Consider the following 22,301-nt stretch of genomic DNA (forward strand, 5'->3'; position numbering starts at 1 on the left):
GCCAGGTTTGTTACTTGCCAAAGAATGTGCCTGATAAGGCAAAAATGAAAGCAGATACCTGTGCAGTAAAATATCCAAAAAACAATGCTGGAATATTGGAAGGAGGGAATATTCAAATACACAAATATCCAAGCCTGAAAAAAAAATAAAGCGTGTAACAATAAATTTTTAAATAATGGAAACAAGAAAAGAAACTTTGAAAATCAGTTTCTCCACCCAGAAAGGCGGTGTGGGAAAATCTACGATGACCACCTTGCTCGCAAGTGTGCTTCACTACCGATTAGGTTTTAACGTATTGGTAATGGATTGTGACTTTCCGCAGCACAGCTTAACTAATATGCGAGAGCGGGATAAGAAGACAATTATGCAGAATGATTACCATAAAAGGGCAGCAATGAAACAGTTCCAAACTATCGACAAAAAAGCATACCCGATTATCAAATGCAAGGCTGAAAATACTTTGGAAAAAGCATCCGAATATGTAAGCCAGTCAGCGGTTCAACCAGACGTTATCTTTTTCGACCTACCGGGGACAGCCAACACCAAAGGTGTATTGACTACATTAAAGACAATGGATTTTATCTTTTCGCCCATTACAGCAGACCGCTTGGTCGTGGAAAGCACATTAGGCTTTACCAAAGCCTTTCTCCAACTTCCAAAAACTATTGAAGGCAACGAGAAACAAGAACTTTGGTTATTCTGGAACCAAGTGGACGGCAGGGAAAAAACAGGTGTATACGATGCCTATCAAAGTGTCATCAAAGAACTCAACCTGCCAATAATGGAAACAAGGATCACGGACAGTAAGCGTTTCCGAAAGGAAACAGACGACACTGCCGGTTATGTATTCAGATCAAGTTTACTTCCTGCCGAAACACAGCTAATGAAAGTAACCAAAATGGATTTGTTTGTCGAAGAATTTTTAAAAATCGCACAACTATAAAAGCACTAGGCTATGGCTAAGGATAACAAAAACAACGCTTTTGAAAAGCCCGATGTTGATGAGGATTATTTGATGAATATCATAAGTGGTGATGAACCTATTTCTCCACCCATAAATAATCCCCAACAGGAAGAACCAAAGGAAATCAAAACCAAACCGAAAGAAAAAGCCAGAAGCAGTTCATCAAAGAAAGTGGACTACGAGGAAACTTTTTTAGTCAATCGGTTTCCCTCAGGTCGTAACGGTAAGGTCGTTTACATTCGCCCCGAATATCACGAAAGATTGCTCCGCATCGTTCAACTGACTAGAGAAGAAAGAACAACGCTCTACTCTTATATTGATAACATTCTTGAACACCACTTTAGGGAGTACGGGGACGATATCACAGATTATTTCAATGAGCATTTTAAACCCATTTTGTAATGAAGAAAGATAAAAAGAAAAGGAATGTAGTTGTAACTGGCAGCAGGTGCAGTGTAACAACTAATACCACAAAAGTAACCTATGAAAAAGCATTTATGCAAATGAATAAAATGCAGAAAAGAGGCAATAAAAGTATATACCTAAGCCCTGAACATCATGAACGTTTAACCCGCATCGTTCAGATTATAGGCGATGATAAAATACCCTTGTTCGCCTATCTCAATAATATTCTGGAATATCATTTTAAAGTATTTGAAGATATGATTACAAAGGAGTTCAACGAAAAATACAAGGGCTTATTTTAAAAACTAACGTTATGGAAATAGTAATCATGATTTGCCTGCTGATAATCATTGCTCTGCTTTTACAGGATAAGATTGTCATTAAGAAAAGGGCGAAACCAGAACCAAAGCAAGAAAAGGTTAACCTCGATTTACCTGATATTATGGGGCGACCCAAACCTTTAAGAAGTCATTCGGAGCCAAAGAGTGCCAGTAAAAGCCAAATTGAGAACCCAGAGATAAACCCTGATAACTTAGACATTGAATACGACGAAAATGAAAACGTAGGTGTTCAAATTCCGCAGGAAGAGCTGGATGAAGTTTTCAGTAATCAACCCGATTTCGAAGAAGAGGAAGAAGAGTGGAACGGGTACGGAATATCCGGTGGCGATAACGGTTTTGCCCAAGGGGTTACTTTTGAAGAACTAGGTGCCGTGGGGATGCTGCTACAAAAAGAAAAACTGGAGCCATCTCAAAAGGGAACAGCGATAGCCATAGTTCAGAAAATACAAGGAACTGAATTATTCAGTCTACTGGAAAATTCCATAGAGGGTGCTTCTAGAAAGATAGCTGAGCTACTGGATAGTTCGCTCTCGTCTGAAACGGAAACCAGTTCTTCCATTTTGCGGAAAAATGATTTGGAAAATTTTGACATTGGGGAGTTTATATAGACTTCCCTTTGTTTTTTAAAACAACGAAGCATGGAAAGAGAATTGCCCAGTATAAATATCGAGGGAACAGATTTCTTGGTCGATATAAATAAGGTCGAATTAAGGGAAAAAGACAATCCAGTCAATACTATTTCAATTTACGAAATGAGGGATGTAGAAGATGGCTACGCTTTTGACTATAGTTTACAGGATAAGAACATTCCAAGCCTTATTAGTAACGGAAGAGAAATTTTAGTAAAAATACCGGAACTCGTTGTGCTTGATCCAGCAGGAATGGCAGAGAAGTATAAGCTAAGTCTCGAAGAACTAAAAAACAAAACAGACTTCGACTTAATGGTCGATCAAACGGCATTCGATGACAGAATCCAAAAGGGTATGCTTCCTACAATCGAAATTCAAGGTCATATATTTTATGTTGATATACGCATGGATATGCTTCGCCCCAAAGATGATTTCATGTCAAGAGGAATTGTCTTTGATGAAATAGATCATTATTTCTCCGAGGAAGCGAATGCTTACATCATTCCCTACAACCCTAAAACACGCGAATTTCAAGAGTTAGATTATGATAGTATTCTGGAATTTCCAAAAGACCTTATCGCCGTTCAGTTTCCCTTCCAAAGAGAACTTGATCCAATTGGCTGGAACCGAAACGGTGGTTGGAATATCAAAGAAGATTTAAAACGTATAGGTTTAAAATCTCATTTTGAAGCAAAGACAATTCCCTGGAAAGAAACATACCTACCACAAATGATAACAGAAAACCTGAAGGTGCTGAAAGAAAAATCTATTAAGGAAGGACTCGAAAACAAACCTGTTTCATCTTCAAAAAAAGAACAAGGAAACAAAGGGCGAAAAATGTAACCTCTTTAAAAGAGGATTATAAAGAAGCACGTCGGACATCATTTTGTTTCGACGTTTTTTTATGCCCAATTACTAATTAAAACGCCACTCACTGCCAAGTAACCCCTCTCACTACCAATTTGTTATAGCGCTTCCATTTTCACAACACCTTTGTTCCGAAAGCCCGCAAGAAGCGGGAATACAATAACAAATTAATGTGTTCAATCATGAAAAAACAAAGAAAAAAAGTTTTGCTGACAGCTACCGTAATGCTCTCAGGAATCGGTGCATTCGCACAGGGGAATGGTACAGCAGGTATCACGGAAGCTACCCAAATGGTAACCTCTTATTTCGATCCCGCCACACAGCTTATCTACGCTATTGGTGCCGTAGTCGGACTCATCGGAGGTGTTAAAGTGTACAACAAGTTTAGTAGCGGAGATCCCGATACCAGTAAAACGGCGGCATCGTGGTTCGGTGCCTGTATCTTCCTTATTGTAGCTGCTACCATTCTTCGTTCATTCTTCCTTTAATCCTTTGCCCTATGAGTAATTACAACATCAACAAAGGCATTGGAAGAACGGTAGAATTTAAGGGGTTGAAAGCACAATACCTATTCATCTTCGCTGGCGGATTACTTGGGACATTGATCCTAGTCATGATACTTTACATGGCTGGGGTTAATTCTTACATCTGTCTGTTTTTAGGAATTGGTGGTGCTTCGCTAATTGTATGGCAGACCTTTTCACTCAATCAAAAGTACGGGGAACACGGATTGATGAAAATCGGTGCGATAAAACGCCACCCCCGTTACATCATCTGTCGCAAGCCTGTACACCGCTATTTAAAATTCACCGCTAAATCAACCGCCGTATGAGAAATGTAGCAAAAGCCACTACGTTGGAAAATAAGTTTCCTTTGTTGGCAGTAGAAAATAATTGTATTCTGTCCAAGGATGCAGACATTACCGCTTGTTTTGAAGTACGTTTACCAGAACTGTTCACGGTAGCCTCAGCGGAATATGAAGCGATTCATTCCGCTTGGCATAAAGCGATCAAAACTTTACCTGATTATACAGTCATCCATAAACAAGACTGGTATATCAAGGAAAACTATGCGCCAGATATTGCTGGTGATAGTTTGAGCTTTTTAGGTAAATCCTACCAGCAACATTTCAACGAACGCCCTTTTCTGAACCATTATTGCTATTTGTTCTTGACCAAAACCACCAAAGATCGGATGCGGATGCAAAGCAATTTCTCTTCGCTTTGCAAAGGTACGCTGATACCAAAGGAAATCAGAGATAAGGAAGCGATCCACCATTTTATGGAAGCCGTTGCGCAGTTTGAACGTATCGTGAATGATAGTGGTTTCATAAGACTACGACGTCTAAGCGAAGACGACATCATCGGTACGGATGAAAAACAGGGATTACTCGAACAGTACCTCACCTTGTCAAGAGATGGAGGAACACCCATGCAGGACATCGCACTCGGAGCTGAAGAAGTTCGTATCGGAAACAAAAGATTGTGCTTGCACACCTTGTCCGATACGGACGACCTGCCTGGAACAGTATCAGCGGATACCCGTTACGAAAAATTATCTACTGATCGAAGTGATTGTCGTTTGTCGTTCGCTGCTCCTGTGGGATTGCTGTTAAGTTGTAATCACATTTATAACCAATATTTATTCTTGGATAACAGCGAAGCCAATCTACAAAAGTTTGAAAAATCCGCAAGGAATATGCACTCTTTAGCTCGATACAGTCGAGCAAACCAAATCAACAAAGAGTGGGTAGAAAAGTATCTGAACGAAGCCCATTCGTTTGGTCTTTCTTCCATTCGAGCACATTTCAATATCATGGCTTGGTCGGAAGATCCGAACGAACTCAAACAGCTAAAAAACGATTGCGGTAGTGCTTTAGCATTGATGGAATGCAAACCCAGACACAACACTACTGACGTAGCCACTTTATATTGGGCAGGAATGCCAGGCAATGCCGGTGATTTTCCGAGTGAAGAGAGTTTCTATACGTTCATTGAACCAGCTTTGTGCTTCTTTACCGAAGAAACGAATTACCACAACTCGCCCTCTCCTTTCGGTATCAAGATGGCTGATCGATTAACTGGGAAACCCATCCATTTGGATATATCGGATTTACCAATGAAGCGTGGAATTATTACGAACCGCAACAAGTTTATATTGGGGCCGTCAGGTTCAGGAAAATCATTTTTCACGAATCACATGGTGCGTCAGTATTATGAACAAGGTGCGCACGTCTTGTTAGTAGATACAGGAAATTCGTATCAAGGATTATGTGAACTCATCAAAGGTAAAACCAAAGGCGAAGACGGGGTTTACTTCACCTATACCGAAGATAATCCAATTGCATTCAACCCCTTTTATACGGATGATGGAGTGTTCGACATTGAGAAACGGGAAAGTGTTAAAACACTCATCTTAACCTTATGGAAAAGAGATGATGAACCACCGACTCGCTCTGAAGAAGTTGCCCTTTCCAATGCCGTAAGTGGTTACATTGAACGCATTAGACAGGAGTCTATTTTTCCGTCATTCAATGGTTTCTATGAGTATGTACAAGGCGACTATCGTAAGGTACTTGAAGAAAAACAGGTTCGTGAGAAAGACTTTGACATTGCAAATTTCCTTAATGTATTAGAGCCTTATTACAAAGGTGGTGAGTACGATTATCTGCTCAATTCTGATAAACAGTTAGACCTGCTTTCCAAACGCTTCATCGTTTTTGAGATTGATGCAATCAAGGATCATAAAATTCTATTCCCCATCGTGACCATCATCATTATGGAGGTCTTCATCAATAAGATGCGTCGCTTAAAAGGTATCCGTAAACTCATCCTAATCGAAGAAGCTTGGAAGGCCATTGCAAAAGAAGGAATGGCAGAATACATAAAGTACCTTTTTAAAACCGTTAGAAAGTTTTTTGGCGAAGCCATCGTGGTAACTCAGGAAGTGGATGACATCATCCAGTCTCCCATTGTAAAAGAAAGTATCATCAACAACTCCGATTGTAAAATCCTGCTCGATCAGCGCAAATACATGAACAAGTTTGATGATATACAAGCAATGCTCGGCTTAACTGAAAAAGAAAAGGCACAGGTACTTTCCATCAATATGAATAACGATCCCTCACGACTTTACAAGGAAGTATGGATTGGATTGGGTGGAACGCATTCTGCGGTGTATGCGACAGAGGTTAGTACGGAAGAATATCTCGCCTATACCACCGAAGAAACTGAGAAAATGGAAGTGATGCAGTTAGCATCAGAACTAGACGGCAATGTAGAACTCGCCATTAAACGGATCGCCATCGAGCGACGTGATAAAGCAAATCAATAGTCATTAACAATTTAAAATTCAGAAACAATGAAAAAAATCATGTATTTGGTGTGTGCGGTATTCCTATTTGCCGTAGCACCATCAGCAAAAGCACAGTTTGTAGTTACCGATCCTGCAAATTTAGCATCAGGTATTCTCAACTCTGCGAATGAAATCATCCAGACCTCTTCCACGGTAAGTAACGTAGTGAAGAATTTTAAGGAGGTCGAAAAGGTATATAAACAAGGGAAAGAATATTACGACAAGTTGCAAGCCGTGAACAACCTTGTTAAAGATGCACGTAAAGTACAACAAACCGTACTCTTAGTAGGTGACGTGTCCGAAATGTATGTACAGAATTTCGGAAAGATGATGAACGATCCGAATTTCTCTCCGCAAGAATTGGCGGCAATTGCCAATGGCTACTCTGCGTTGCTTAATGAATGTACGGAACTACTGAAAGAACTCAAACAGATTGTAAGCTCGTCGAGCCTTTCGTTAAACGACAAAGAGCGAATGGATATTATTGACCGTGTGTACAAGGAAGTAAAGGAATACCACAGCCTGGTACACTACTACACCAGTAAAAACATTTCAGTAAGTATCCTTAGAGCAAAGAAACAGAACAACACCCAAAGAGTACTTGAACTCTATGGAACTTCCAATCAAAAATACTGGTAGTTATGGAATTCAATAACCTTCACGAAGTCCTACGCTCATTGTATGATGAGATGATCCCTCTGTCCGCCGATATGGCGGCAGTGGCTAAAGGTATAGCGGGCTTAGGGGCTTTGTTCTACGTCGCCATTAAAGTATGGCAGGCATTAAGTCGGGCAGAGCCTATTGATATGTACCCATTGCTTCGTCCTTTTGCTTTGGGCATCTGTATTATGTTCTTTCCTACTATTGTGCTCGGAACTATCAATGCCGTATTAAGTCCGGTAGTACAAGGTACTCATTCCATCCTCGAAAATCAGGTACTTGATCTGAACGATTTACAAGCAAAAAAAGATATTCTCGAACGAGAAGCTATGTTGCGAGACCCCGAAACTGCCTATCTGATATCAAACGAAGAGTTCGATAGGAAATTAGAAGAACTGGGCTGGTCGCCCTCTGATTTGGTCACCATGTCAGGAATGTATTTGGATAGATTTTCTTATCAAACAGAACAAACTGTCAAGAATTGGTTTCGTAATCTATTGGAGATCCTTTTTCAAGCAGCAGCTCTAGTCATTGATACCATACGGACGTTTTTTCTAATAGTCCTGTCCATTTTGGGACCAATCGCCTTTGCCATATCGGTATGGGATGGTTTTCAATCGACACTTACACAGTGGCTCACTCGATACGTCAGTGTTTATTTATGGCTGCCTGTAGCAGATTTATTCAGTGCTATGCTTGCCAAGATACAAACCCTGATTATCGAAAGGGATATTGGGATGCTTGCCGATCCGACTTTCATTCCCGATACCTCAAATACTGTTTACGTCATCTTTATGATTATCGGCATTGTGGGATACTTTACCATTCCGACCGTAACAGGCTGGATTATTCAAGCTGGAGGTGCTGGAAACTTTACCCGCAATGTGAACCAAACTGCAATGAAATCAGGAAATATTGCTGGTGCTGGAGCAGGTTCGGCAGCAGGAAATATCGGAGGCAAATTAATGGGAAAATAAACAATTAAATCATTCAAGAAAATGGAATTTAAAACATTAAGAAATATCGAAAACAGTTTTCGCCAAATCAGGCTGTATGCCCTTGTATTTGCCGTACTCTGCATAAGCGTGGTAGGATATACCGTATGGAATTCCTACCGCTTTGCAGAAGAACAACGCCAAAAAGTCTATGTACTTGACAATGGTAAATCGTTGATGTTAGCACTTTCACAGGATGCGTCCATCAACCGTCCCGTAGAAGCAAGGGAACACGTCAGACGTTTTCATGAACTATTCTTTACGCTTGCACCCGATAAGAATGCTATCGAAAGCAACATGAAACGAGCATTCAATCTTGCTGATAAAAGTGCCTTTGATTACTACAAAGACCTTTCAGAAAAGGGCTATTACGGTCGTATCATATCAGGGAACGTGCAACAGCGCATTGAGGTAGATAGCGTGGTATGCAATTTCGACACTTATCCTTATGCCGTACGAACCTATGCCAAACAATTCATTATCCGTTCTAGCAATGTAACCAAACGCAATCTGATCACTACCTGCTATCTGGTCAACTCCGTCCGTTCCGACAACAATCCACAGGGCTTCAATATCGAAAGATTTGCAGTGATAGAGAATAAGGATATAGAAGTTATTGAACGCTAAAAATTAAGGATATGGAACAGAAATTTGATTTAGACAAATTTGCCAAAACCCTTACTGATAAGGGATATGACGGTTATTTCCATACGGAGAGCTGTTGTGCAGGTAAGTTAAAGGACAGCATCAGCGAATTTTTGGAAGCTTGGAACAACGGAAAAGAAGCTCCATTAATAAAAAATCATCTGTATTTATCTACTTACCTCGAATGGAATGGCGAAGACAAGCCAAGCGTTCAGTGTAATATGTGGGTAAAATATGAAAACAGAAAATTCGATTTACAGGATACAGAAATGCATATAAAAAGAACAGACCGATATGGACAATTGCTAAAGCAATCTAAACTGACAAATTTTACTGCAAATTCGTTTCCGACAGTAAAAGAGGCCATTGCCCAAGTAACCGAAAAGCCTAAAGCACAGTCTTCTCCTCGAAAAAGAGGATTTAGAATGTAATGCCCCTTAATAATTAAACTATGAGAAAATTGCGAACAAATATGGACAAGTGGTTTGCCAAAATGGACGGACGTTGGAGAGCGTTATCCGTGGGAAAACAACACAAGTACACGCTATACTTTTTTACTGGGTACCTACTGCTTACCGCAGGGGTCATTTTCAAAGTATGGTACGATACGGCTAAGTCTGATAACAGCATAGTTATCGAGCATATTGAAAACCCTGTCCTCAAAATGAAAGAAAGTCCTACACTCTTGCAGGACACATTACAGACAATCCTAAAAAATAAGATTTATGAAAGAAAATGAGAACAAAAAAACGGTTGTACGGGTAACGGAAGGTAACCAAAACGAAACCGCTGATGTACTGCAAGGCAGTACACAGAACAAAATTGAAAAGCTTAAAAAACCACTGATCTTTGGTTTGATGAGTGTCGTTTTTCTTGGTTGCATGTACCTGATTTTTAAACCGTCGTCCGATAAAAAGGAAATCGAAAACGTTGGTTTAAACGATGTTGTACCACAAGCAACCGGTGCAGGAATGCCTGCCGATAAAAGCAAAGCGTACGAGCAGGAAATGTTAGAACGTAAGGACCAGGAAAAGCGGGATGCGCTATTATCCCTTTCAGATTATTGGACTACCGATGAAAAAGAGGAAACACCCAATCAGTTTGCCGAAGAGGAAGAAAATTATAACTATGGAGGGAACAGCCGTGGAAACAGCAATCCCGCTTTGAATAGTTATCGCAATGTACAAAGTACCTTAGGTTCTTTTTATCAGGATGAAAATTCCGAAACGCAAGAACTCCGTAAGCAATTGGACGAATTAAAAGAGCAATTAGCGGAAAAGGATGTACCTACGGGTGTAACGGTAGATGACCAATTGGTATTAATGGAAAAATCCTACCAGATGGCAGCAAAATACCTTCCTTCGGGTACCAACACAACAGAAACTGCACCATCCAGCATTGCAACTACTCCGAAAACTTCGCCTCCTACACAAAAGGAACAATTTGTGGCATTTACCTCTGCAAGAAAGAACAGCGTATCAGCCTTGTACCGTGAACCTACCGACAGTGTCTTTTTAGCGAATTGGAGTGACAACAGAAACCGAGGTTTCTATACCGCTGGCTCAACACAACAAGTGATGCAACCTAAAAACAGTATCAAAGCTTGTGTACATGAAACGCAAACCATTATTGGTGAAAGTGGCGTTCGTTTACGTTTATTGGAAACTGCCCAAACTCCTAATCATACGATCCCCAAAGGAACCATTTTAACAGCTAACGCTAAGGTTCAGTCGGGGCGCTTGCAACTTAAAGTTACTTCCATAGAATTGGACGGCAATATCATCCCTATTGATATAACCATTTACGATTTGGACGGTCAGCAGGGATTGAATGTACCATACTCGCCTGAAATGAACGCCCTTACTGAAATGGCAGGCAATATGAGCCAAACTTCGGGAACCAGTTTAATGATGACCAATTCAGCTGGACAGCAGATTGCGGCTGATTTAAGCCGTGGGGTAGTGCAGGGAATTTCAGGATACTTTTCCAAAAAAGTGAGAACACCGAAAGTAACTCTAAAGGCTGGACATCAGGTCATCCTTGTATCTAAAAAATAATGTTGAACTCAAATAATAAAACAATGAAAAATCATTTAAAAACCTTTTGGGCAATTGCCCTGATACTCGGCTTTGCCGTACAATCTTATGCGCAAAACAGCATGAGAACACCACTTGCAATGGGCAAGATTGAACCCTATCGTTTAGAAGTTTCCTATGATAAAACTTCGCACCTAATTTTCCCGACCGCTATAAGATACGTGGACTTGGGAAGTGACTACCTGATTGCAGGGAAAGCGGAAGATGCAGAAAATGTATTGCGTGTAAAAGCTTCGGTAAGGGATTTTGAGACTGAAACTAATTTTTCGGTCATTACAAATGATGGGCGCTTTTACGGCTTTAATGTACATTACAGTTCCTATCCGGAGGCATTGAGCTACAATCTACTGACAATGCAGAAGGAAGTAGACAAAGCCAATGGAAACGATGTTCTTTTCGAAGAGTTAGGTAGCAGTTCACCGTCATTAGCAGGCTTGCTTTTGGAAACAATATTCAAGGAAGACAAACGTATTGTAAAGCATATCGGGGCTAAAAGTTTCGGCATTCAGTTTCTCTTAAAAGGAATTTACATTCATAACGGAAAATACTACTTCCATACGGAATTAGGAAATCGCACCAATGTTCCTTTCCAAATTGACTTTATTAATTTCAAGATAGTGGATAAAAAGGTTGCCAAACGTACGGTAGTACAAGAAAGACCAATAATTCCACTACGTACTTACAAGCCATTGAATGAAATTGGTGGAAAAACAATCGATCAAAACGTATTTCTATTGGATCAGTTTACGATTGCCGATGACAAGGTGCTCCTGATTGAGATTTTCGAAAAGAATGGAGGTAGACATCAATCGCTTGAGATAGAGAATTCAGATCTGATTAAGGCTCGTTTGATTAACGATATGCACTTGAAATTTTAATAACCCTTTAAAGTAATTATATGAAAAAGTATATCTATACAATGATGCTTATTTTAATGGGCATCACATTGGCACAGGCACAACGGATGCTACCTAAACAGAAAGGATTGGAAGTAAATACGGGTATATTATCCGCTGATAGAATTGGTGACGATTATTACATCAATATCGGAATGACGGTAAATGGTAAGAATGGCAATTACCAACTTTGGGCTTTGGAATACACACAGCAATTCCACAACTATAAAGAATTAAGCATACCAGTTGAAACTTACACCGCAGAGGGTGGCTACAGCTTCTTTCTTTTGGGCGATGCCCGTAAGAACATTACACTGAATGCTGCAATAACTGGCGTATTCGGTTACGAAAGCATTAACCGTGGAGAAGCAATGTTATATGATGGAGCTAAAATATTGAATGAAGATCACTTCATCTATGGAGCAGGCGGACGGCTCTCTTTTGAAATGTACCTATCTGATCGTTTTGTGCTACTCCTACAAGGGCGTACAAAAGTATTTTGGGGTACAGATTTACAACAGTTCCGACCATCAGCAGGAGTCGGATTAAGATTTAACTTTTAAAACATAAAACAATGATAGCAATATTTAATAAATTCAAGATTGGGCTATTAGCAATCCTGATAAGTTTGGTTACATTGATATCCTGTAATAAAGACGAACTAGAAATACAGAACGATTTTCCATTTGAGGTAAAAGTAATGCCCGTACCCAAAGAAATTGCTAATGGTAGCACAGTGGAGATCAGGATAACTATACTGCGAACAGGTAACTACAGTAACACACAATACTATCTTCGGTACTTTCAGTTTGACGGACAAGGAACCTTGGCATATCATGACGAACCACCGTATTTACCAAACGATTTATATGGACTGCCAACGGAACAATTCAGGATATATTACACTTCTACGTCCACGGTATCACAATCCTTAGAGGTATGGATTTCTGACAATTTCGGAAACGAAAAACAAGTGAGCTTTCAATTTAATAGTAGTGATTAAATGTAAATAAAATAAAGACAAAACCGACTTTTTAGGTCGGTTTTTTGCTTTTCAGATTCCTTTTTCAGCTGTTTTTGTTTAAATTTACTTTGATTAAAAACTTAAAGGATATGGATACAGTTACAGCTCAATTAGTATTTGGTATTGTTGTTACCGTTATTGGGATAGGACTTATTTATTGGATAAACCGTAGAAAATTTTACAGGCGAAACGCCGTAGGTGCCGAGGGATTTTCAAGCTTTGAAGCATCTGTATTTACCCGTTTTATAGAGCGCGTCGGCAAATGGTTCGCTTACGCGTTGATTATTGTGGGTGTTATTTGTTTCTGGACTTATTCCCAAATTAAGAAAGAGAAGGAGCATCAGGAAATAAAAACAGAGCAACCTACTTAACGATGGTATTATCTTACTATTCAAAATAACGTTTAAAAGTAAATTGAAATAGATTAAAAAAACTAAAAGCCGACTTGTAAGCAAGATTAGGCTTTTAGTCTTTATAGTACGTTTTTACAAGTATCTTTCGGTTTCATTTATTTCAAGATCATTAATACTAGCGAATCTTTTCACCATTAACCCATCTGCGTCAAATTCCCAGTTTTCATTTCCGTAAGCTCTAAACCATTTTCCTTTCTTATCTCTGTATTCATATTCGAATCTAACAGCAATTCTATTTTCAGAATGAGACCAATATTCTTTTTTAAGTTTGTAATCTGATTCCTTCTGCCATTTTTCGGTTAGGAATTTCACAATTTCTTCACGACCATTAATAAATAAGTTTCGATTTCTCCATTCACTATCAATAGAATAAGCTAAAGATATCTTTTGGGGATTTTGAGAATTCCAGGCATCTTCTGCAATTTGAATTTTTTGCTTTGCTGTTTCCAGAGTAAAAGGAGGAAGTGGGTGTTTTTGTTCCATATTATTGAATTTTAGATTATGTTATTTATTATCAATTTTGATTTATTGACTAGTTCATCTGATTTAAATAATTGACTTTCTATGATAGAGCTTTCAAAAAGAAGATAGGTATGAGTTGCTAGTAATTCATCTTTAATCAATTCCTGAAAGAAGTTTCTTAAATCACTTTTATGTGCTTGAATAACTGTTAGTATCTTTTCTTGTTCTTTTGATATTTCAGATAGAATATTTAGAAAACTACACCCTCTATAGTTCTCCTTGTTATTCATGTAGGTTATAAAATCGAACGCTAAGAGTGTTTTTTCTTTAGTATTTTTAGATTTTGAAATAAAATTGGATAGCTCAGCAAACCAATAATTATGTCTTACGTTTAGAAACTCAATACATAAGTCGTCTTTCGACTTAAAATGCTGATAGAAACTTGCTTTTGCAACTTTAGCTTCACTTATTACTTGATTAATTCCTGTACTATTATAACCTTGTTGATGGAATAAAATGGAAGCAGTTTCTACTATTCTTGCTCTTGGAAAACTCATACTTTCTTTAATTTATTTTACAAAAATAGAAAATTAAATACAAACAGACAAGTCTGTCTGTATTTTGATTTTATTTTGGGGAAGTAAACTAACTTTTGTTCTGGTAACCCTTAAGTATTGGAGCGACTTTAGTATATTTGTGGGTAACATATAGAAAAAAATCTTAAAGTGTTTTTACTTTAAGTCCCACATTGAAAACTGGTAATTTTTAAGACAACGGGACAATAAGAAAGAACGCTCATGCCATAGGCGTGGGCGCTCGCTTATTCGTTGTCGGGTATACCAGTGCCTCAATGTCGGTAAGTGTAGTGGCCTGCGCCTTAATTTTTCGCAGTGCTCCACCATTTTAAAAAAAGACACTATGGACACTGAAAGAATAACCAAGCACATTAGCATTGCATTTATCAACGATAAAAGTCCGATTATAGATGCGATTAGCAAAGACCTCTTAACTTCTGGGTTTGACATATTTTTTTTATCAGAGAATATTGAAGACGGAATAGTTCAATTATCTGAATTAAAAGCACTCCCCCAGGTTTGCATTATCGATCTTGATTTCTACGATAAGAATGTATTAGCTCAACTTCATGGTTTAAAAACTCAATATCCTTCAATAAAACTTATTGCTCATTGTGATACGGACGACGAAAAGATTGTAAAAGCTCTTTTAGAAATTGGTTGTGTTGGTTATCTTCTTGTTGGAAGCGATGTAGACGATTTTAGAAAAGCTATTGGGAGTGTCTCCAATGGCTAAATATATTTTGGTTTGGGAGTGGTGAAAATCGCTGAAGAATATTTTGTCAATACGTAACGCCCCAATTATAATAACGTAAAATATCTGTTCTAATCAAGCGACGTTCTTTTGCTTCTTTTCTTGGTCTCAGATATGAAAAGAAAAGATGTCATTTAACCCGTCATTTTTCCAATGCGATACTACCTGCCGGCTTTTATTTGTTAATTATGTTTTCATAATCTGATAAATATTTCCATATTTCCTCTATTTCGGGCCATACATTATCCGTAAAATCAGTATCTGTATTGACTAAAACTATTTTGCCTATTTTGTTTGTAGGGTTAAAATACATTGCAGTGAAAACCCCAGGATCAGAACCATTATGACCAATCATTTCATTTTCAATTTTAAAAAAAGCATCACGAAATTCGATGAAAACCCCATAATTTTCCGTTTTTCCATTATTCACAAATTGCTGCTTTTCAAAAAGTTTTTTATAACTTTCTTTACTTAACAATTTTCCTTTTCCTTCATATCCCTTTATTAGCTCGGATAAAAATAATCCCAAATCATTGCTCGATGTGATAAATCCTCCATCTGCATACGTTATAAGGGAATATTCGGCTATCATTTTTCCTTTATATGCAAATAATCTTGAGCGTTTTGTTGGGTCAATATCTATCGATGTCCAACCAGAATTACTCATTTTCAAGGGCTTCAGAATATAGTCTTGAGTAAACGTGTGATAATCTTGCCCAATTGCAGATTCTATGACCAAAGCACAAAGAGCCGCCGCAATATTTGAATATTCACGTTTTTCCCCAGGTCTTGAGTTTAAAAACGTACTTTTTTGGTACCACTTTCCATCTTCCGTTAGACTATTTTGTATGAATTCACGTAATTCAATATTTGTTTCTGGTTTGTTGAAATAATTGTAAACTCCTTCATTTTCATCGTGTTTGTCTTTTATTAAAACATACGATTTTGCATAAACTTCATCAAGGTCAGTAATTGAAGAGGTGTGATATGCTAAATGCTTAATTAGGATAGGAACTTCTGGATGGTTTGGATTGATAATCTTGAAAGGTAAGTATTTATTAATTGGGTCGTTAAGATTTAACTTTCCAAATTCTTGTGCTTTGAGTAACGAAATTCCTATCAAAGTTTTAGATATTGAAGCAATGTTTTGAGTTGTATTAGATGTATATGTTTTATTTTGCTCAATATCTGCAAATCCGAATCCTTTATCGTAAATCAATCCTTTATCGTTTACTATAGAAACGGAAAAACCTTTAATTGCATCTATTTGATAAGCTAATTCTAAGTTTTTGGTTAGGGTATCATTTATTGTACTATGATTTTTTCGACTTTTCTGAAGAGTTTTACAAGAAAATAACAGAGTCGAAGAGATAAGAATTAAAAGTATATTTTTCATTTTTTATAATTAAAGACGATAGATTTTTTATTCTGTTACAGCAGTTGCTTTAAGCTTGCAGGTAACATTCAAATACAAACAATTTGAAATTAGAGTTCATTTTTTAAAATGCAAACTTAAGGAATTAGAAGTCACTTTGACGAGCATTCAGGTAAAATCCATCATCAATATTGCGACGTTCTTTTGCTTCTTTTCTTTGGTCGCAGATCTGGAAAGAAAAGAAGTCGATCCAAAATCAAATATTGGGATACTGAATATCCCACGAAAATATCTCACAACCTGTTTGATGAAATGTAAGGAAGGGAATTATGGAGTGGTGCATTTTGGCAAAGGGATTGCACCTATTAAATGCAAAAATGCGTTTCTGATCGAAGTAAGGAATTGCTTTTTTGCCACCCGACCCGATAGTTATCGGGGTTGGGTCAGGCAACTTTTATTGGTTGGGTACTAAAATCTTTCAGATTGTGAAAAAATCCCCTGTATGGGGTCATACCCTTGCGGAATAAGCTCCATAACAATGAGCAACCCATTTGGGTCAAAGAGGAATTAATAAACAAATCCTGTTTTTCCAATGCTTCGGCAAGACTGCAACTTGGTGTGTCGTCTGATTGCTCGGATTGTTTAAGCAATTCGCCAAATTCGACGGTAACAAATGGCAAGCTTGAAACCGTTTCGTATTTCTCTGAATCGGGTTGTTTTATAGCTCCAATGGTAGATAGAAGTACTTGCCCTGTGTGTTGGCTATTTCCAAAGTCCAACCAATATTTGGGTGTATCTCTGTAATTTCTGCTGTTGCTGATTTCTTTTAGTATTTCGGCAACGCCAAACCTCGCTTTTACGTTATCCACACAAGTGATGTAAATTGTTGCCTGTGCATATTCGGGCAGTCTTCTTAAACTGTCCATTTCAAATTTAATGGTTTCCGCTTTCCAATTTGTACCCGAAAAGCGGTTTGCTCGGTTTATGAGCGCAACGGATTTGTACAATCCTGTTTCACACTCTGCAAAACGTTGTCTGCCTAAATTGGCATTGGTTACAATATCATCGTCCCAAAGACGGATTTGCAGACCTGCGTGTCCCAATTCTATTAAACTGTGGTTCATTTCCATTAAGGCGGTCAATACTTTTGAGCCTGTACCACCTGCGCCAATAAGATTTACCGAAATCGGATTGGTGGGACTTATCAGATAATTATCGGTAAAATGTACTTTTAGTTTCTCGGTATTCATCACAATAGATTTTTAAGTGTTTTGTTATTCTTTTTCAATACTTCTTTTGGGAAGGGTTTGCCTGTTTGAATCAGGTCTTTCCAAAGTTTTACACAATTGCCTTTTATAGGGCTGTTTCTTCCCAATAAGTGACTGAAATAACTATTGAAAAAATAGTCTTCCCAAGCCTGTATAAATTCCTCGACCGAAGCGGAGTTTTCAATGTTGATATTGACCGAACCCATACATACTTTTCCATCTTCATAGATGTTGAAAAAAGGAGTAAAATATAAAGAAGTTTTCTCGGTTGGTCGCCTATCGCTTGCCAATGCAAATACCGATAGACTATTTTTGTTGGCATACCAAATCATTGGCGGTACATACGCTAATCCGTTAGGGATGTCAAGACTGTCGACAAAATACAGGTGTCGCCTTTGTGCTTTAGTGTACCATAGTACCGTGCCTTTTTCACTTGGATTAATGTGCAGAATATTTGTCGGAAAAATTCCATTGGATTTTAAAAAGGCTTTATCCTTGTCCTTTTCAGTCTGTAATGCCCTTGCCAATACATTTGCTTCTCGCTGGGTCAAAGGGTGGGCATTGATGGGATTGCCATTTTTATCCATATCAAAATACTCTACATATATATCTGTATTCGCTCCTTTGGTTTCATAGAATACCAAAGCGGATTTAGGGTGGTATAATGTCCCAAAACTTGTGGTTATGTCGTTTGTATTATTCATTTTCTTGATGTTTCGTAGTTATACAATAAGTCACATATATCGTTTAAAAGGGCAAATATTCTGTTCTCAAAATCGAGGCACGTATTGTTTATATTATTTCCGTCAAAGCGTTTGCAAATGGTCGGTTCCTGCATTGCTCCGTACTCGTTAAACTCGTTGTTGATGCTGTCGGAAATGCTCTCGTATAACCATCCTTTAGTGTGCGATATAAAAGAAATGTACTTTTCCATAGCAATGATTTCGTTTTCGTTTTCGTCCTCTTCGTTTTCGGGGTCTTCATTAATCGGTGCATTTCGGAAAATGCTTGCCTGTGGATACTCTGTATATAAATCAAAAGCATTGCTAGCCATCTGCCAACAATCGTGGTCAAACGTATCAAGGCTTTTAAAAGCATTTAAACGCTGTTGAAATACCTTTAAGTTGATACGGTTAAATAGTTTTTGTTCTATGCTATCGCCAATCAATTCCGTTTTTGCAAATTCACGATTGTACACTTCGGTTTCTTCCGTTTCATCGTCCTGTTCCACCCAATCTTTGTGCATTTCGTACATCCAATACAAATAGCTGTCTTCCTGTCTGTAATAGGGAACATCCGCAATGTGGTACAGATAAGAGCAAACGGAAATGAGCAATTGTGCATTCTTTTTCCGCTTGGGGTCGTGTAGCATTTGATAAAGAGATTCAATCGGAATATAATAAAGCGTTGTTCCTGTGTTGTATTTTTCCTCGCTTATAAAGTAGGTTTTCTTACTATCCTGTACCAAACGTATTTCTTCCCAATTCAGCACACGTTGTTTTAGCTTTTCTTCTAAATCCCATAGAGCCAATACCATATTGTAGGGATATTCAAATTCGGAGGTCTGTATTGGGTTTATTTTGTAATGCTCAGCAAGTTGGGAAAGGGACTTGTAAAAATCCCTCTCCGTTTTTGCTGTTTTCTTACAAGCCTGTACCGTCTTGGTTTCTCTCAGTTTGGGCAGGAAAGAAGTTCTTAGAAAACCATTGGCAACATTTCTGTTGGTACAGATTTCCGTTTGTCTTTCCGAATTTCGTTTGCGTCTTTGGCTTTTTGCATCCAATTGGCGAACTCGTTCAACTGTTGGAACAATTGTCTTTGTTGCTTTTTTTCGGGTGGACTGATTGTTCCCGATATGATATGTTTGCGCATAATTCATCATTTTATAATTTTGGTTTAACCTTTCGTACCCATTACGCTCTCAAATTTGTACTCTACTGCATCATCCTTAATCTGCGGTGCAGATATTTTGGCGGTGGTCAGTATTGGGTATGTATTGGCGTAAAAATTCAGTACACTTTCCACGCTCCAACGTGGTTCGGGGTCGGTTAATCGGATTTCCTGTCCTTTATCCATGAGTATAAAAACTCGTTCTAATTGCGTTGCTAATAACATAATTTCCAATTTTTAGATTAATATTCTTGTTCTTCTTGTTCCGTTTCATCTATCGGATAATCAGGCAAACTTTCTTCTTGCGGTTGTTCGGTTTTTTCCTCTTCTGCCATTGCTCCAAAAAGACTTGGTGTACTAAACTTGTTGGACAATGTTGTTTTGCGTTTACGTATCTCGTCCGCCTTTTCGGGAAACTCGGTTATATCGGGTACTTTCATCCACGCTTCACGGAATTTGCCCTCTTTCTCCAATTCGTCCGTTTTTGTCATTCCCTCTTTGAATTTCTTGTCTTTGGCTTCCTGTTCTTTCTTCTGCTTGTCGGCTTTTTCCTTTTCCATTGCCGATTGTTTTTTGGCTTCTTCCAATTGCTTCATAAAGGCTTCCATATCTACCATTAATCCCGAAGCGGTCTGAATGGGTGCGGTTATCTGCTGAAAAAATCCCTCGTCCAATTCTTCTGCCGTTCCCCTTAAATTAAGTGGGGGTATCAGTCGCTTTGCGTTATCTCCGCATTGCTCATTCTGTACAATTAGAGAAACAATAAGATTGTTTTCTGCTCCTTTGGCTATGGTAAGTTGCAGATTACCTGTGAAATCCAACTGTGTTATCTGATTGAAAAAATTCGTGTTCATCGTTCTAAAATTTTAATGGTTGTTTACTCGTTCTTTTATTGCTGTTAACTTCTCGTACATATCCGTCCAATAAGCGTTCTGTCGTTTATCAAAATCTGTATATTTTTTATCCTCGTGCCTAAATTGTGTGTACCGTTTGGTTATACGAATTGCTTCATTGAGGTCAGTTACTTCGATTGGATAACCGTTTAAATCCGTTACTTTCACAGGTTTGCTATTTTACGTTCCAACAGGGTTTCTAAAATCTCACAATCGCTGTCGTAGTCTTTGCCATCAAAATGATAGGTGTCGGTTTCTTCGTCAAACTGATACATTTCGAAATCCTCGTCTTCCAAATAAATATCCGTGAGTAGCCTGTCAGAAAATGTCGCTCTGCCATATACAAGGTTGCTTATTTCTTCATAGTCCTGTACAAAATCCACTTGGTAGTATTCTGCTATCTTTTGGACAATTTCAATATTGGGCGACCATTTTGTTTCGTACTGAAAAATCCCTGCATCGCCCTTATTCCAATAGCTATCGAAGAAATAGCCTCCGTTTTCATCTGTGATAAAATCGGGCAATTGTCCCCTTTCCGTTTGCTCTTCCTTTTCCTTCATTGTTTGGAAAAGCTGTTGTATTTGTTGGATTGCTTCCTCGTTTCCCTCGAAAACAACCGTATTACTACACCAATTGGCCATAATGTTTAGTTTTAATAGGCTACCACCAATTAAGGCGGTAGCCTGTAGTTATTAATTAAGGTTTAGAATTTCCGCACCATCCGTTGTAAAAGATGTACACAAGTCGAATGCTTTCTGTGATTTGAGTTGTGCCGTTCCACCTAGCACAATACTCTGTAACTTGGCTTCATCATCTTTGTAGTTGCGTACATTCTGATAGTAGCCTGTCACGGCATTGTACGCCCCGAACAACGTGCCTTTTGTGGTGTCCATTTGTTGTGTATCGCTTGTCATAGCATAAGCAAAGGCATCATTTACCACATTTTTGAATACGGTGGAAACTTCGTCTTCTGCACCTTTTTTCAATAGATCCAATGTTTCTTTATTTGGACAAAGTGCCAATTGGATGAGCTTTCTTACCTCTAGGTCAGTAACCTTTACCTTAGTCCATCCGTTGAATATGCTTTCTAACTGTGTGCTTAGCGTGTTCGCCAATCCCATTATTTTATGGGCATTTTCAATACGTTGTTTTGCTCCCGAAGTGTGCTTGATACGTACTACATTGGTCATGTTGCGAAGCGAAGCGTTAAGCGTGTTTTGGCAGACAATCCGAACGGGTGTGAATGCGGCTGTAATACTTCCGCTCCCATCGTGCGAAGTCGTGAGGAAGATATATTTCTCGGTTACGTCATCGCCATTGCCTACACGGATATAGTCGGGTAATTTGGCTGTAATAAATATGCGCTCTCCATTGCCCAACGCTCCTGCGGTTTCATAAAGAATACCCTCGCCACCGCCTACAATAGCATCAAAGAAATTAAAGGCTTCACGGTTTTGTACAATGTGGTAATCCTTGCCCACTACGCCCAATACGGCATTGTTGTCAGTGCGTATGTTGGCAAAATAGTTGGGAACCTCTAATTCGTTACTGCCTATTTCGATACCGTTAGCCGTTTCGATAATACCAGAACCTTTGGTAAACAGTGGCGTTTTGATGACTTCATAGTCTAGCCCAGCGTGCTTGATTGCTTCAGCACTGGTTGGGTACTGTTCTACGATTTGCCCCAAACCGTGCCATGCTTTTTCTTTTACGCTAAAAAATGAATAGCGTCCTGTCTGCTTGTTGAAATTAATGTTGTGTGCCATGATAAAATAATTTAAAGGTTGAAAATTAA

General features: G+C 38.6%; 30 protein-coding genes. 19 read left to right on the forward strand and 11 right to left on the reverse strand.

All coding sequences use genetic code 11. The annotated features are described in order from the left end of the window. Window positions 1–175: 175 nt before the first annotated feature. The 18 genes from KO02_RS17420 to KO02_RS17505 all read left to right on the forward strand — a co-directional run bounded on the left by KO02_RS17420 (window position 176) and on the right by KO02_RS17505 (window position 13,247). Complete coding sequence (locus KO02_RS17420) at window positions 176–943, forward strand: ParA family protein (RefSeq protein WP_038700337.1); 768 nt, start codon at window positions 176–178, stop codon at window positions 941–943. 12 nt (window positions 944–955) lie between these two features. Next, window positions 956–1,366, forward strand: a complete 411-nt coding sequence (locus KO02_RS17425) for a DUF3408 domain-containing protein (protein ID WP_038700340.1) — start codon at window positions 956–958, stop codon at window positions 1,364–1,366. After that, window positions 1,366–1,671, forward strand: a complete 306-nt coding sequence (locus tag KO02_RS17430; RefSeq protein WP_038700342.1) for a DUF3408 domain-containing protein — start codon at window positions 1,366–1,368, stop codon at window positions 1,669–1,671. The genes KO02_RS17425 and KO02_RS17430 overlap by 1 nt, the downstream gene beginning before the upstream one ends. Before the next feature lie 11 nt (window positions 1,672–1,682). Beyond that, entirely contained in the window at window positions 1,683–2,318 is a 636-nt protein-coding gene (locus tag KO02_RS17435) for a hypothetical protein (protein ID WP_038700344.1), read from the forward strand. 30 nt (window positions 2,319–2,348) lie between these two features. Continuing rightward, window positions 2,349–3,182: a hypothetical protein gene (locus KO02_RS17440; protein ID WP_038700346.1), complete on the forward strand. Its 834-nt coding sequence runs from the start codon at window positions 2,349–2,351 to the stop codon at window positions 3,180–3,182. Window positions 3,183–3,388: 206 nt separating this feature from the next. Next, window positions 3,389–3,694, forward strand: coding sequence for a DUF4134 domain-containing protein (locus KO02_RS17445; RefSeq protein ID WP_038700348.1), 306 nt, complete (start codon window positions 3,389–3,391; stop codon window positions 3,692–3,694). Between the two features lie 11 nt (window positions 3,695–3,705). Next, window positions 3,706–4,038 (forward strand): DUF4133 domain-containing protein, encoded by a 333-nt coding sequence (locus tag KO02_RS17450; protein ID WP_038700351.1) that lies wholly within the window; start codon window positions 3,706–3,708, stop codon window positions 4,036–4,038. Beyond that, window positions 4,035–6,539: a TraG family conjugative transposon ATPase gene (locus tag KO02_RS17455; protein ID WP_038700353.1), complete on the forward strand. Its 2,505-nt coding sequence runs from the start codon at window positions 4,035–4,037 to the stop codon at window positions 6,537–6,539. Before KO02_RS17450 ends, KO02_RS17455 begins: the two co-directional genes overlap by 4 nt. Before the next feature lie 27 nt (window positions 6,540–6,566). Further along, entirely contained in the window at window positions 6,567–7,199 is a 633-nt protein-coding gene (locus tag KO02_RS17460; RefSeq protein ID WP_038700355.1) for a DUF4141 domain-containing protein, read from the forward strand. Window positions 7,200–7,201: 2 nt separating this feature from the next. After that, window positions 7,202–8,197: a conjugative transposon protein TraJ gene (traJ, locus tag KO02_RS17465; RefSeq protein WP_038700357.1), complete on the forward strand. Its 996-nt coding sequence runs from the start codon at window positions 7,202–7,204 to the stop codon at window positions 8,195–8,197. Window positions 8,198–8,218: 21 nt separating this feature from the next. Next, window positions 8,219–8,842 carry a conjugative transposon protein TraK gene (traK, locus tag KO02_RS17470; RefSeq protein WP_038700359.1) on the forward strand — a complete coding sequence of 208 codons (624 nt, stop codon included), beginning with the start codon at window positions 8,219–8,221 and terminating at the stop codon, window positions 8,840–8,842. 11 nt (window positions 8,843–8,853) lie between these two features. Next, the gene (locus KO02_RS17475) at window positions 8,854–9,291 is read left to right on the forward strand and encodes a hypothetical protein (RefSeq protein WP_038700361.1); all 438 of its coding nucleotides are present in this window, start codon (window positions 8,854–8,856) and stop codon (window positions 9,289–9,291) included. Window positions 9,292–9,311: 20 nt separating this feature from the next. Then, complete coding sequence (locus KO02_RS17480; RefSeq protein ID WP_038700363.1) at window positions 9,312–9,599, forward strand: hypothetical protein; 288 nt, start codon at window positions 9,312–9,314, stop codon at window positions 9,597–9,599. After that, complete coding sequence (traM, locus tag KO02_RS17485) at window positions 9,586–10,917, forward strand: conjugative transposon protein TraM (protein WP_038700365.1); 1,332 nt, start codon at window positions 9,586–9,588, stop codon at window positions 10,915–10,917. Before KO02_RS17480 ends, traM begins: the two co-directional genes overlap by 14 nt. A gap of 23 nt (window positions 10,918–10,940) precedes the next feature. Beyond that, window positions 10,941–11,834 (forward strand): conjugative transposon protein TraN, encoded by an 894-nt coding sequence (traN, locus tag KO02_RS17490; protein ID WP_038702925.1) that lies wholly within the window; start codon window positions 10,941–10,943, stop codon window positions 11,832–11,834. 20 nt (window positions 11,835–11,854) lie between these two features. Beyond that, window positions 11,855–12,415 (forward strand): conjugal transfer protein TraO, encoded by a 561-nt coding sequence (locus KO02_RS17495; protein ID WP_038700367.1) that lies wholly within the window; start codon window positions 11,855–11,857, stop codon window positions 12,413–12,415. Window positions 12,416–12,426: 11 nt separating this feature from the next. Continuing rightward, window positions 12,427–12,855, forward strand: a complete 429-nt coding sequence (locus KO02_RS17500; RefSeq protein WP_038700368.1) for a DUF3872 domain-containing protein — start codon at window positions 12,427–12,429, stop codon at window positions 12,853–12,855. A gap of 110 nt (window positions 12,856–12,965) precedes the next feature. Beyond that, window positions 12,966–13,247, forward strand: a complete 282-nt coding sequence (locus tag KO02_RS17505) for a hypothetical protein (RefSeq protein WP_038700371.1) — start codon at window positions 12,966–12,968, stop codon at window positions 13,245–13,247. Between the two features lie 114 nt (window positions 13,248–13,361). On the opposite strand, the gene KO02_RS17510 is transcribed toward KO02_RS17505, so the two are convergent. Both KO02_RS17510 and KO02_RS17515 read right to left on the reverse strand, forming a co-directional pair. Further along, on the reverse strand, window positions 13,362–13,772 hold the full coding sequence (locus KO02_RS17510) for a nuclear transport factor 2 family protein (protein ID WP_038700373.1): 411 nt from the start codon (window positions 13,770–13,772) through the stop codon (window positions 13,362–13,364). Window positions 13,773–13,783: 11 nt separating this feature from the next. Then, on the reverse strand, window positions 13,784–14,308 hold the full coding sequence (locus KO02_RS17515; protein ID WP_038700375.1) for a TetR/AcrR family transcriptional regulator: 525 nt from the start codon (window positions 14,306–14,308) through the stop codon (window positions 13,784–13,786). 361 nt (window positions 14,309–14,669) lie between these two features. Here KO02_RS17515 and KO02_RS17520 point away from each other — a divergent pair, with 361 nt between their 5' ends. Beyond that, entirely contained in the window at window positions 14,670–15,062 is a 393-nt protein-coding gene (locus tag KO02_RS17520; RefSeq protein ID WP_038700377.1) for a response regulator transcription factor, read from the forward strand. Window positions 15,063–15,255: 193 nt separating this feature from the next. Here the strand turns inward: KO02_RS17520 and KO02_RS17525 are convergent, their stop codons facing one another. From KO02_RS17525 to KO02_RS17570, 9 genes are all read right to left on the reverse strand, one after another. Further along, window positions 15,256–16,476, reverse strand: coding sequence for a serine hydrolase domain-containing protein (locus tag KO02_RS17525; protein WP_038700379.1), 1,221 nt, complete (start codon window positions 16,474–16,476; stop codon window positions 15,256–15,258). 422 nt (window positions 16,477–16,898) lie between these two features. After that, window positions 16,899–17,705: a PRTRC system ThiF family protein gene (locus tag KO02_RS17535; RefSeq protein ID WP_038700383.1), complete on the reverse strand. Its 807-nt coding sequence runs from the start codon at window positions 17,703–17,705 to the stop codon at window positions 16,899–16,901. Continuing rightward, window positions 17,705–18,427, reverse strand: a complete 723-nt coding sequence (locus tag KO02_RS17540; RefSeq protein ID WP_038700385.1) for a PRTRC system protein B — start codon at window positions 18,425–18,427, stop codon at window positions 17,705–17,707. The genes KO02_RS17535 and KO02_RS17540 overlap by 1 nt, the downstream gene beginning before the upstream one ends. Continuing rightward, on the reverse strand, window positions 18,424–19,605 hold the full coding sequence (locus KO02_RS17545) for a hypothetical protein (protein ID WP_235212284.1): 1,182 nt from the start codon (window positions 19,603–19,605) through the stop codon (window positions 18,424–18,426). Before KO02_RS17545 ends, KO02_RS17540 begins: the two co-directional genes overlap by 4 nt. Before the next feature lie 14 nt (window positions 19,606–19,619). After that, entirely contained in the window at window positions 19,620–19,838 is a 219-nt protein-coding gene (locus tag KO02_RS17550) for a PRTRC system protein C (protein WP_038700387.1), read from the reverse strand. 17 nt (window positions 19,839–19,855) lie between these two features. Continuing rightward, window positions 19,856–20,467 (reverse strand): PRTRC system protein E, encoded by a 612-nt coding sequence (locus KO02_RS17555; protein ID WP_038700389.1) that lies wholly within the window; start codon window positions 20,465–20,467, stop codon window positions 19,856–19,858. Window positions 20,468–20,479: 12 nt separating this feature from the next. Further along, complete coding sequence (locus KO02_RS17560; RefSeq protein WP_038700391.1) at window positions 20,480–20,674, reverse strand: hypothetical protein; 195 nt, start codon at window positions 20,672–20,674, stop codon at window positions 20,480–20,482. Then, on the reverse strand, window positions 20,671–21,147 hold the full coding sequence (locus KO02_RS17565; RefSeq protein ID WP_038700393.1) for a hypothetical protein: 477 nt from the start codon (window positions 21,145–21,147) through the stop codon (window positions 20,671–20,673). The genes KO02_RS17560 and KO02_RS17565 overlap by 4 nt, the downstream gene beginning before the upstream one ends. Before the next feature lie 51 nt (window positions 21,148–21,198). Next, the gene (locus KO02_RS17570; protein WP_038700395.1) at window positions 21,199–22,272 is read right to left on the reverse strand and encodes a DUF932 domain-containing protein; all 1,074 of its coding nucleotides are present in this window, start codon (window positions 22,270–22,272) and stop codon (window positions 21,199–21,201) included. Between the last annotated feature and the right edge of the window lie 29 nt (window positions 22,273–22,301).

The sequence above is a fragment of the Sphingobacterium sp. ML3W genome (assembly GCF_000747525.1).
Lineage (GTDB): Bacteria > Bacteroidota > Bacteroidia > Sphingobacteriales > Sphingobacteriaceae > Sphingobacterium.

Bases quoted from the DNA above. Each gene is read 5' to 3' on its own strand.
- KO02_RS17520 (WP_038700377.1), top strand. From the start codon at position 14,670: ATGGACACTGAAAGAATAACCAAGCACATTAGCATTGCATTTATCAAC.
- KO02_RS17495 (WP_038700367.1), top strand. From the start codon at position 11,855: ATGAAAAAGTATATCTATACAATGATGCTTATTTTAATGGGCATCACA.
- KO02_RS17455 (WP_038700353.1), top strand. From the start codon at position 4,035: ATGAGAAATGTAGCAAAAGCCACTACGTTGGAAAATAAGTTTCCTTTG.
- KO02_RS17550 (WP_038700387.1), bottom strand. From the start codon at position 19,838: ATGTTATTAGCAACGCAATTAGAACGAGTTTTTATACTCATGGATAAA.
- KO02_RS17525 (WP_038700379.1), bottom strand. From the start codon at position 16,476: ATGAAAAATATACTTTTAATTCTTATCTCTTCGACTCTGTTATTTTCT.
- KO02_RS17545 (WP_235212284.1), bottom strand. From the start codon at position 19,605: ATGATGAATTATGCGCAAACATATCATATCGGGAACAATCAGTCCACC.
- KO02_RS17535 (WP_038700383.1), bottom strand. From the start codon at position 17,705: ATGAATACCGAGAAACTAAAAGTACATTTTACCGATAATTATCTGATA.
- KO02_RS17440 (WP_038700346.1), top strand. From the start codon at position 2,349: ATGGAAAGAGAATTGCCCAGTATAAATATCGAGGGAACAGATTTCTTG.
- KO02_RS17505 (WP_038700371.1), top strand. From the start codon at position 12,966: ATGGATACAGTTACAGCTCAATTAGTATTTGGTATTGTTGTTACCGTT.
- traN (WP_038702925.1), top strand. From the start codon at position 10,941: ATGAAAAATCATTTAAAAACCTTTTGGGCAATTGCCCTGATACTCGGC.
- KO02_RS17450 (WP_038700351.1), top strand. From the start codon at position 3,706: ATGAGTAATTACAACATCAACAAAGGCATTGGAAGAACGGTAGAATTT.
- KO02_RS17510 (WP_038700373.1), bottom strand. From the start codon at position 13,772: ATGGAACAAAAACACCCACTTCCTCCTTTTACTCTGGAAACAGCAAAG.
- traK (WP_038700359.1), top strand. From the start codon at position 8,219: ATGGAATTTAAAACATTAAGAAATATCGAAAACAGTTTTCGCCAAATC.
- KO02_RS17460 (WP_038700355.1), top strand. From the start codon at position 6,567: ATGAAAAAAATCATGTATTTGGTGTGTGCGGTATTCCTATTTGCCGTA.
- KO02_RS17555 (WP_038700389.1), bottom strand. From the start codon at position 20,467: ATGAACACGAATTTTTTCAATCAGATAACACAGTTGGATTTCACAGGT.
- KO02_RS17435 (WP_038700344.1), top strand. From the start codon at position 1,683: ATGGAAATAGTAATCATGATTTGCCTGCTGATAATCATTGCTCTGCTT.
- KO02_RS17420 (WP_038700337.1), top strand. From the start codon at position 176: ATGGAAACAAGAAAAGAAACTTTGAAAATCAGTTTCTCCACCCAGAAA.
- traM (WP_038700365.1), top strand. From the start codon at position 9,586: ATGAAAGAAAATGAGAACAAAAAAACGGTTGTACGGGTAACGGAAGGT.
- KO02_RS17480 (WP_038700363.1), top strand. From the start codon at position 9,312: ATGAGAAAATTGCGAACAAATATGGACAAGTGGTTTGCCAAAATGGAC.
- KO02_RS17500 (WP_038700368.1), top strand. From the start codon at position 12,427: ATGATAGCAATATTTAATAAATTCAAGATTGGGCTATTAGCAATCCTG.
- KO02_RS17570 (WP_038700395.1), bottom strand. From the start codon at position 22,272: ATGGCACACAACATTAATTTCAACAAGCAGACAGGACGCTATTCATTT.
- KO02_RS17515 (WP_038700375.1), bottom strand. From the start codon at position 14,308: ATGAGTTTTCCAAGAGCAAGAATAGTAGAAACTGCTTCCATTTTATTC.
- KO02_RS17475 (WP_038700361.1), top strand. From the start codon at position 8,854: ATGGAACAGAAATTTGATTTAGACAAATTTGCCAAAACCCTTACTGAT.
- KO02_RS17425 (WP_038700340.1), top strand. From the start codon at position 956: ATGGCTAAGGATAACAAAAACAACGCTTTTGAAAAGCCCGATGTTGAT.
- KO02_RS17565 (WP_038700393.1), bottom strand. From the start codon at position 21,147: ATGGCCAATTGGTGTAGTAATACGGTTGTTTTCGAGGGAAACGAGGAA.
- KO02_RS17540 (WP_038700385.1), bottom strand. From the start codon at position 18,427: ATGAATAATACAAACGACATAACCACAAGTTTTGGGACATTATACCAC.
- traJ (WP_038700357.1), top strand. From the start codon at position 7,202: ATGGAATTCAATAACCTTCACGAAGTCCTACGCTCATTGTATGATGAG.
- KO02_RS17430 (WP_038700342.1), top strand. From the start codon at position 1,366: ATGAAGAAAGATAAAAAGAAAAGGAATGTAGTTGTAACTGGCAGCAGG.
- KO02_RS17445 (WP_038700348.1), top strand. From the start codon at position 3,389: ATGAAAAAACAAAGAAAAAAAGTTTTGCTGACAGCTACCGTAATGCTC.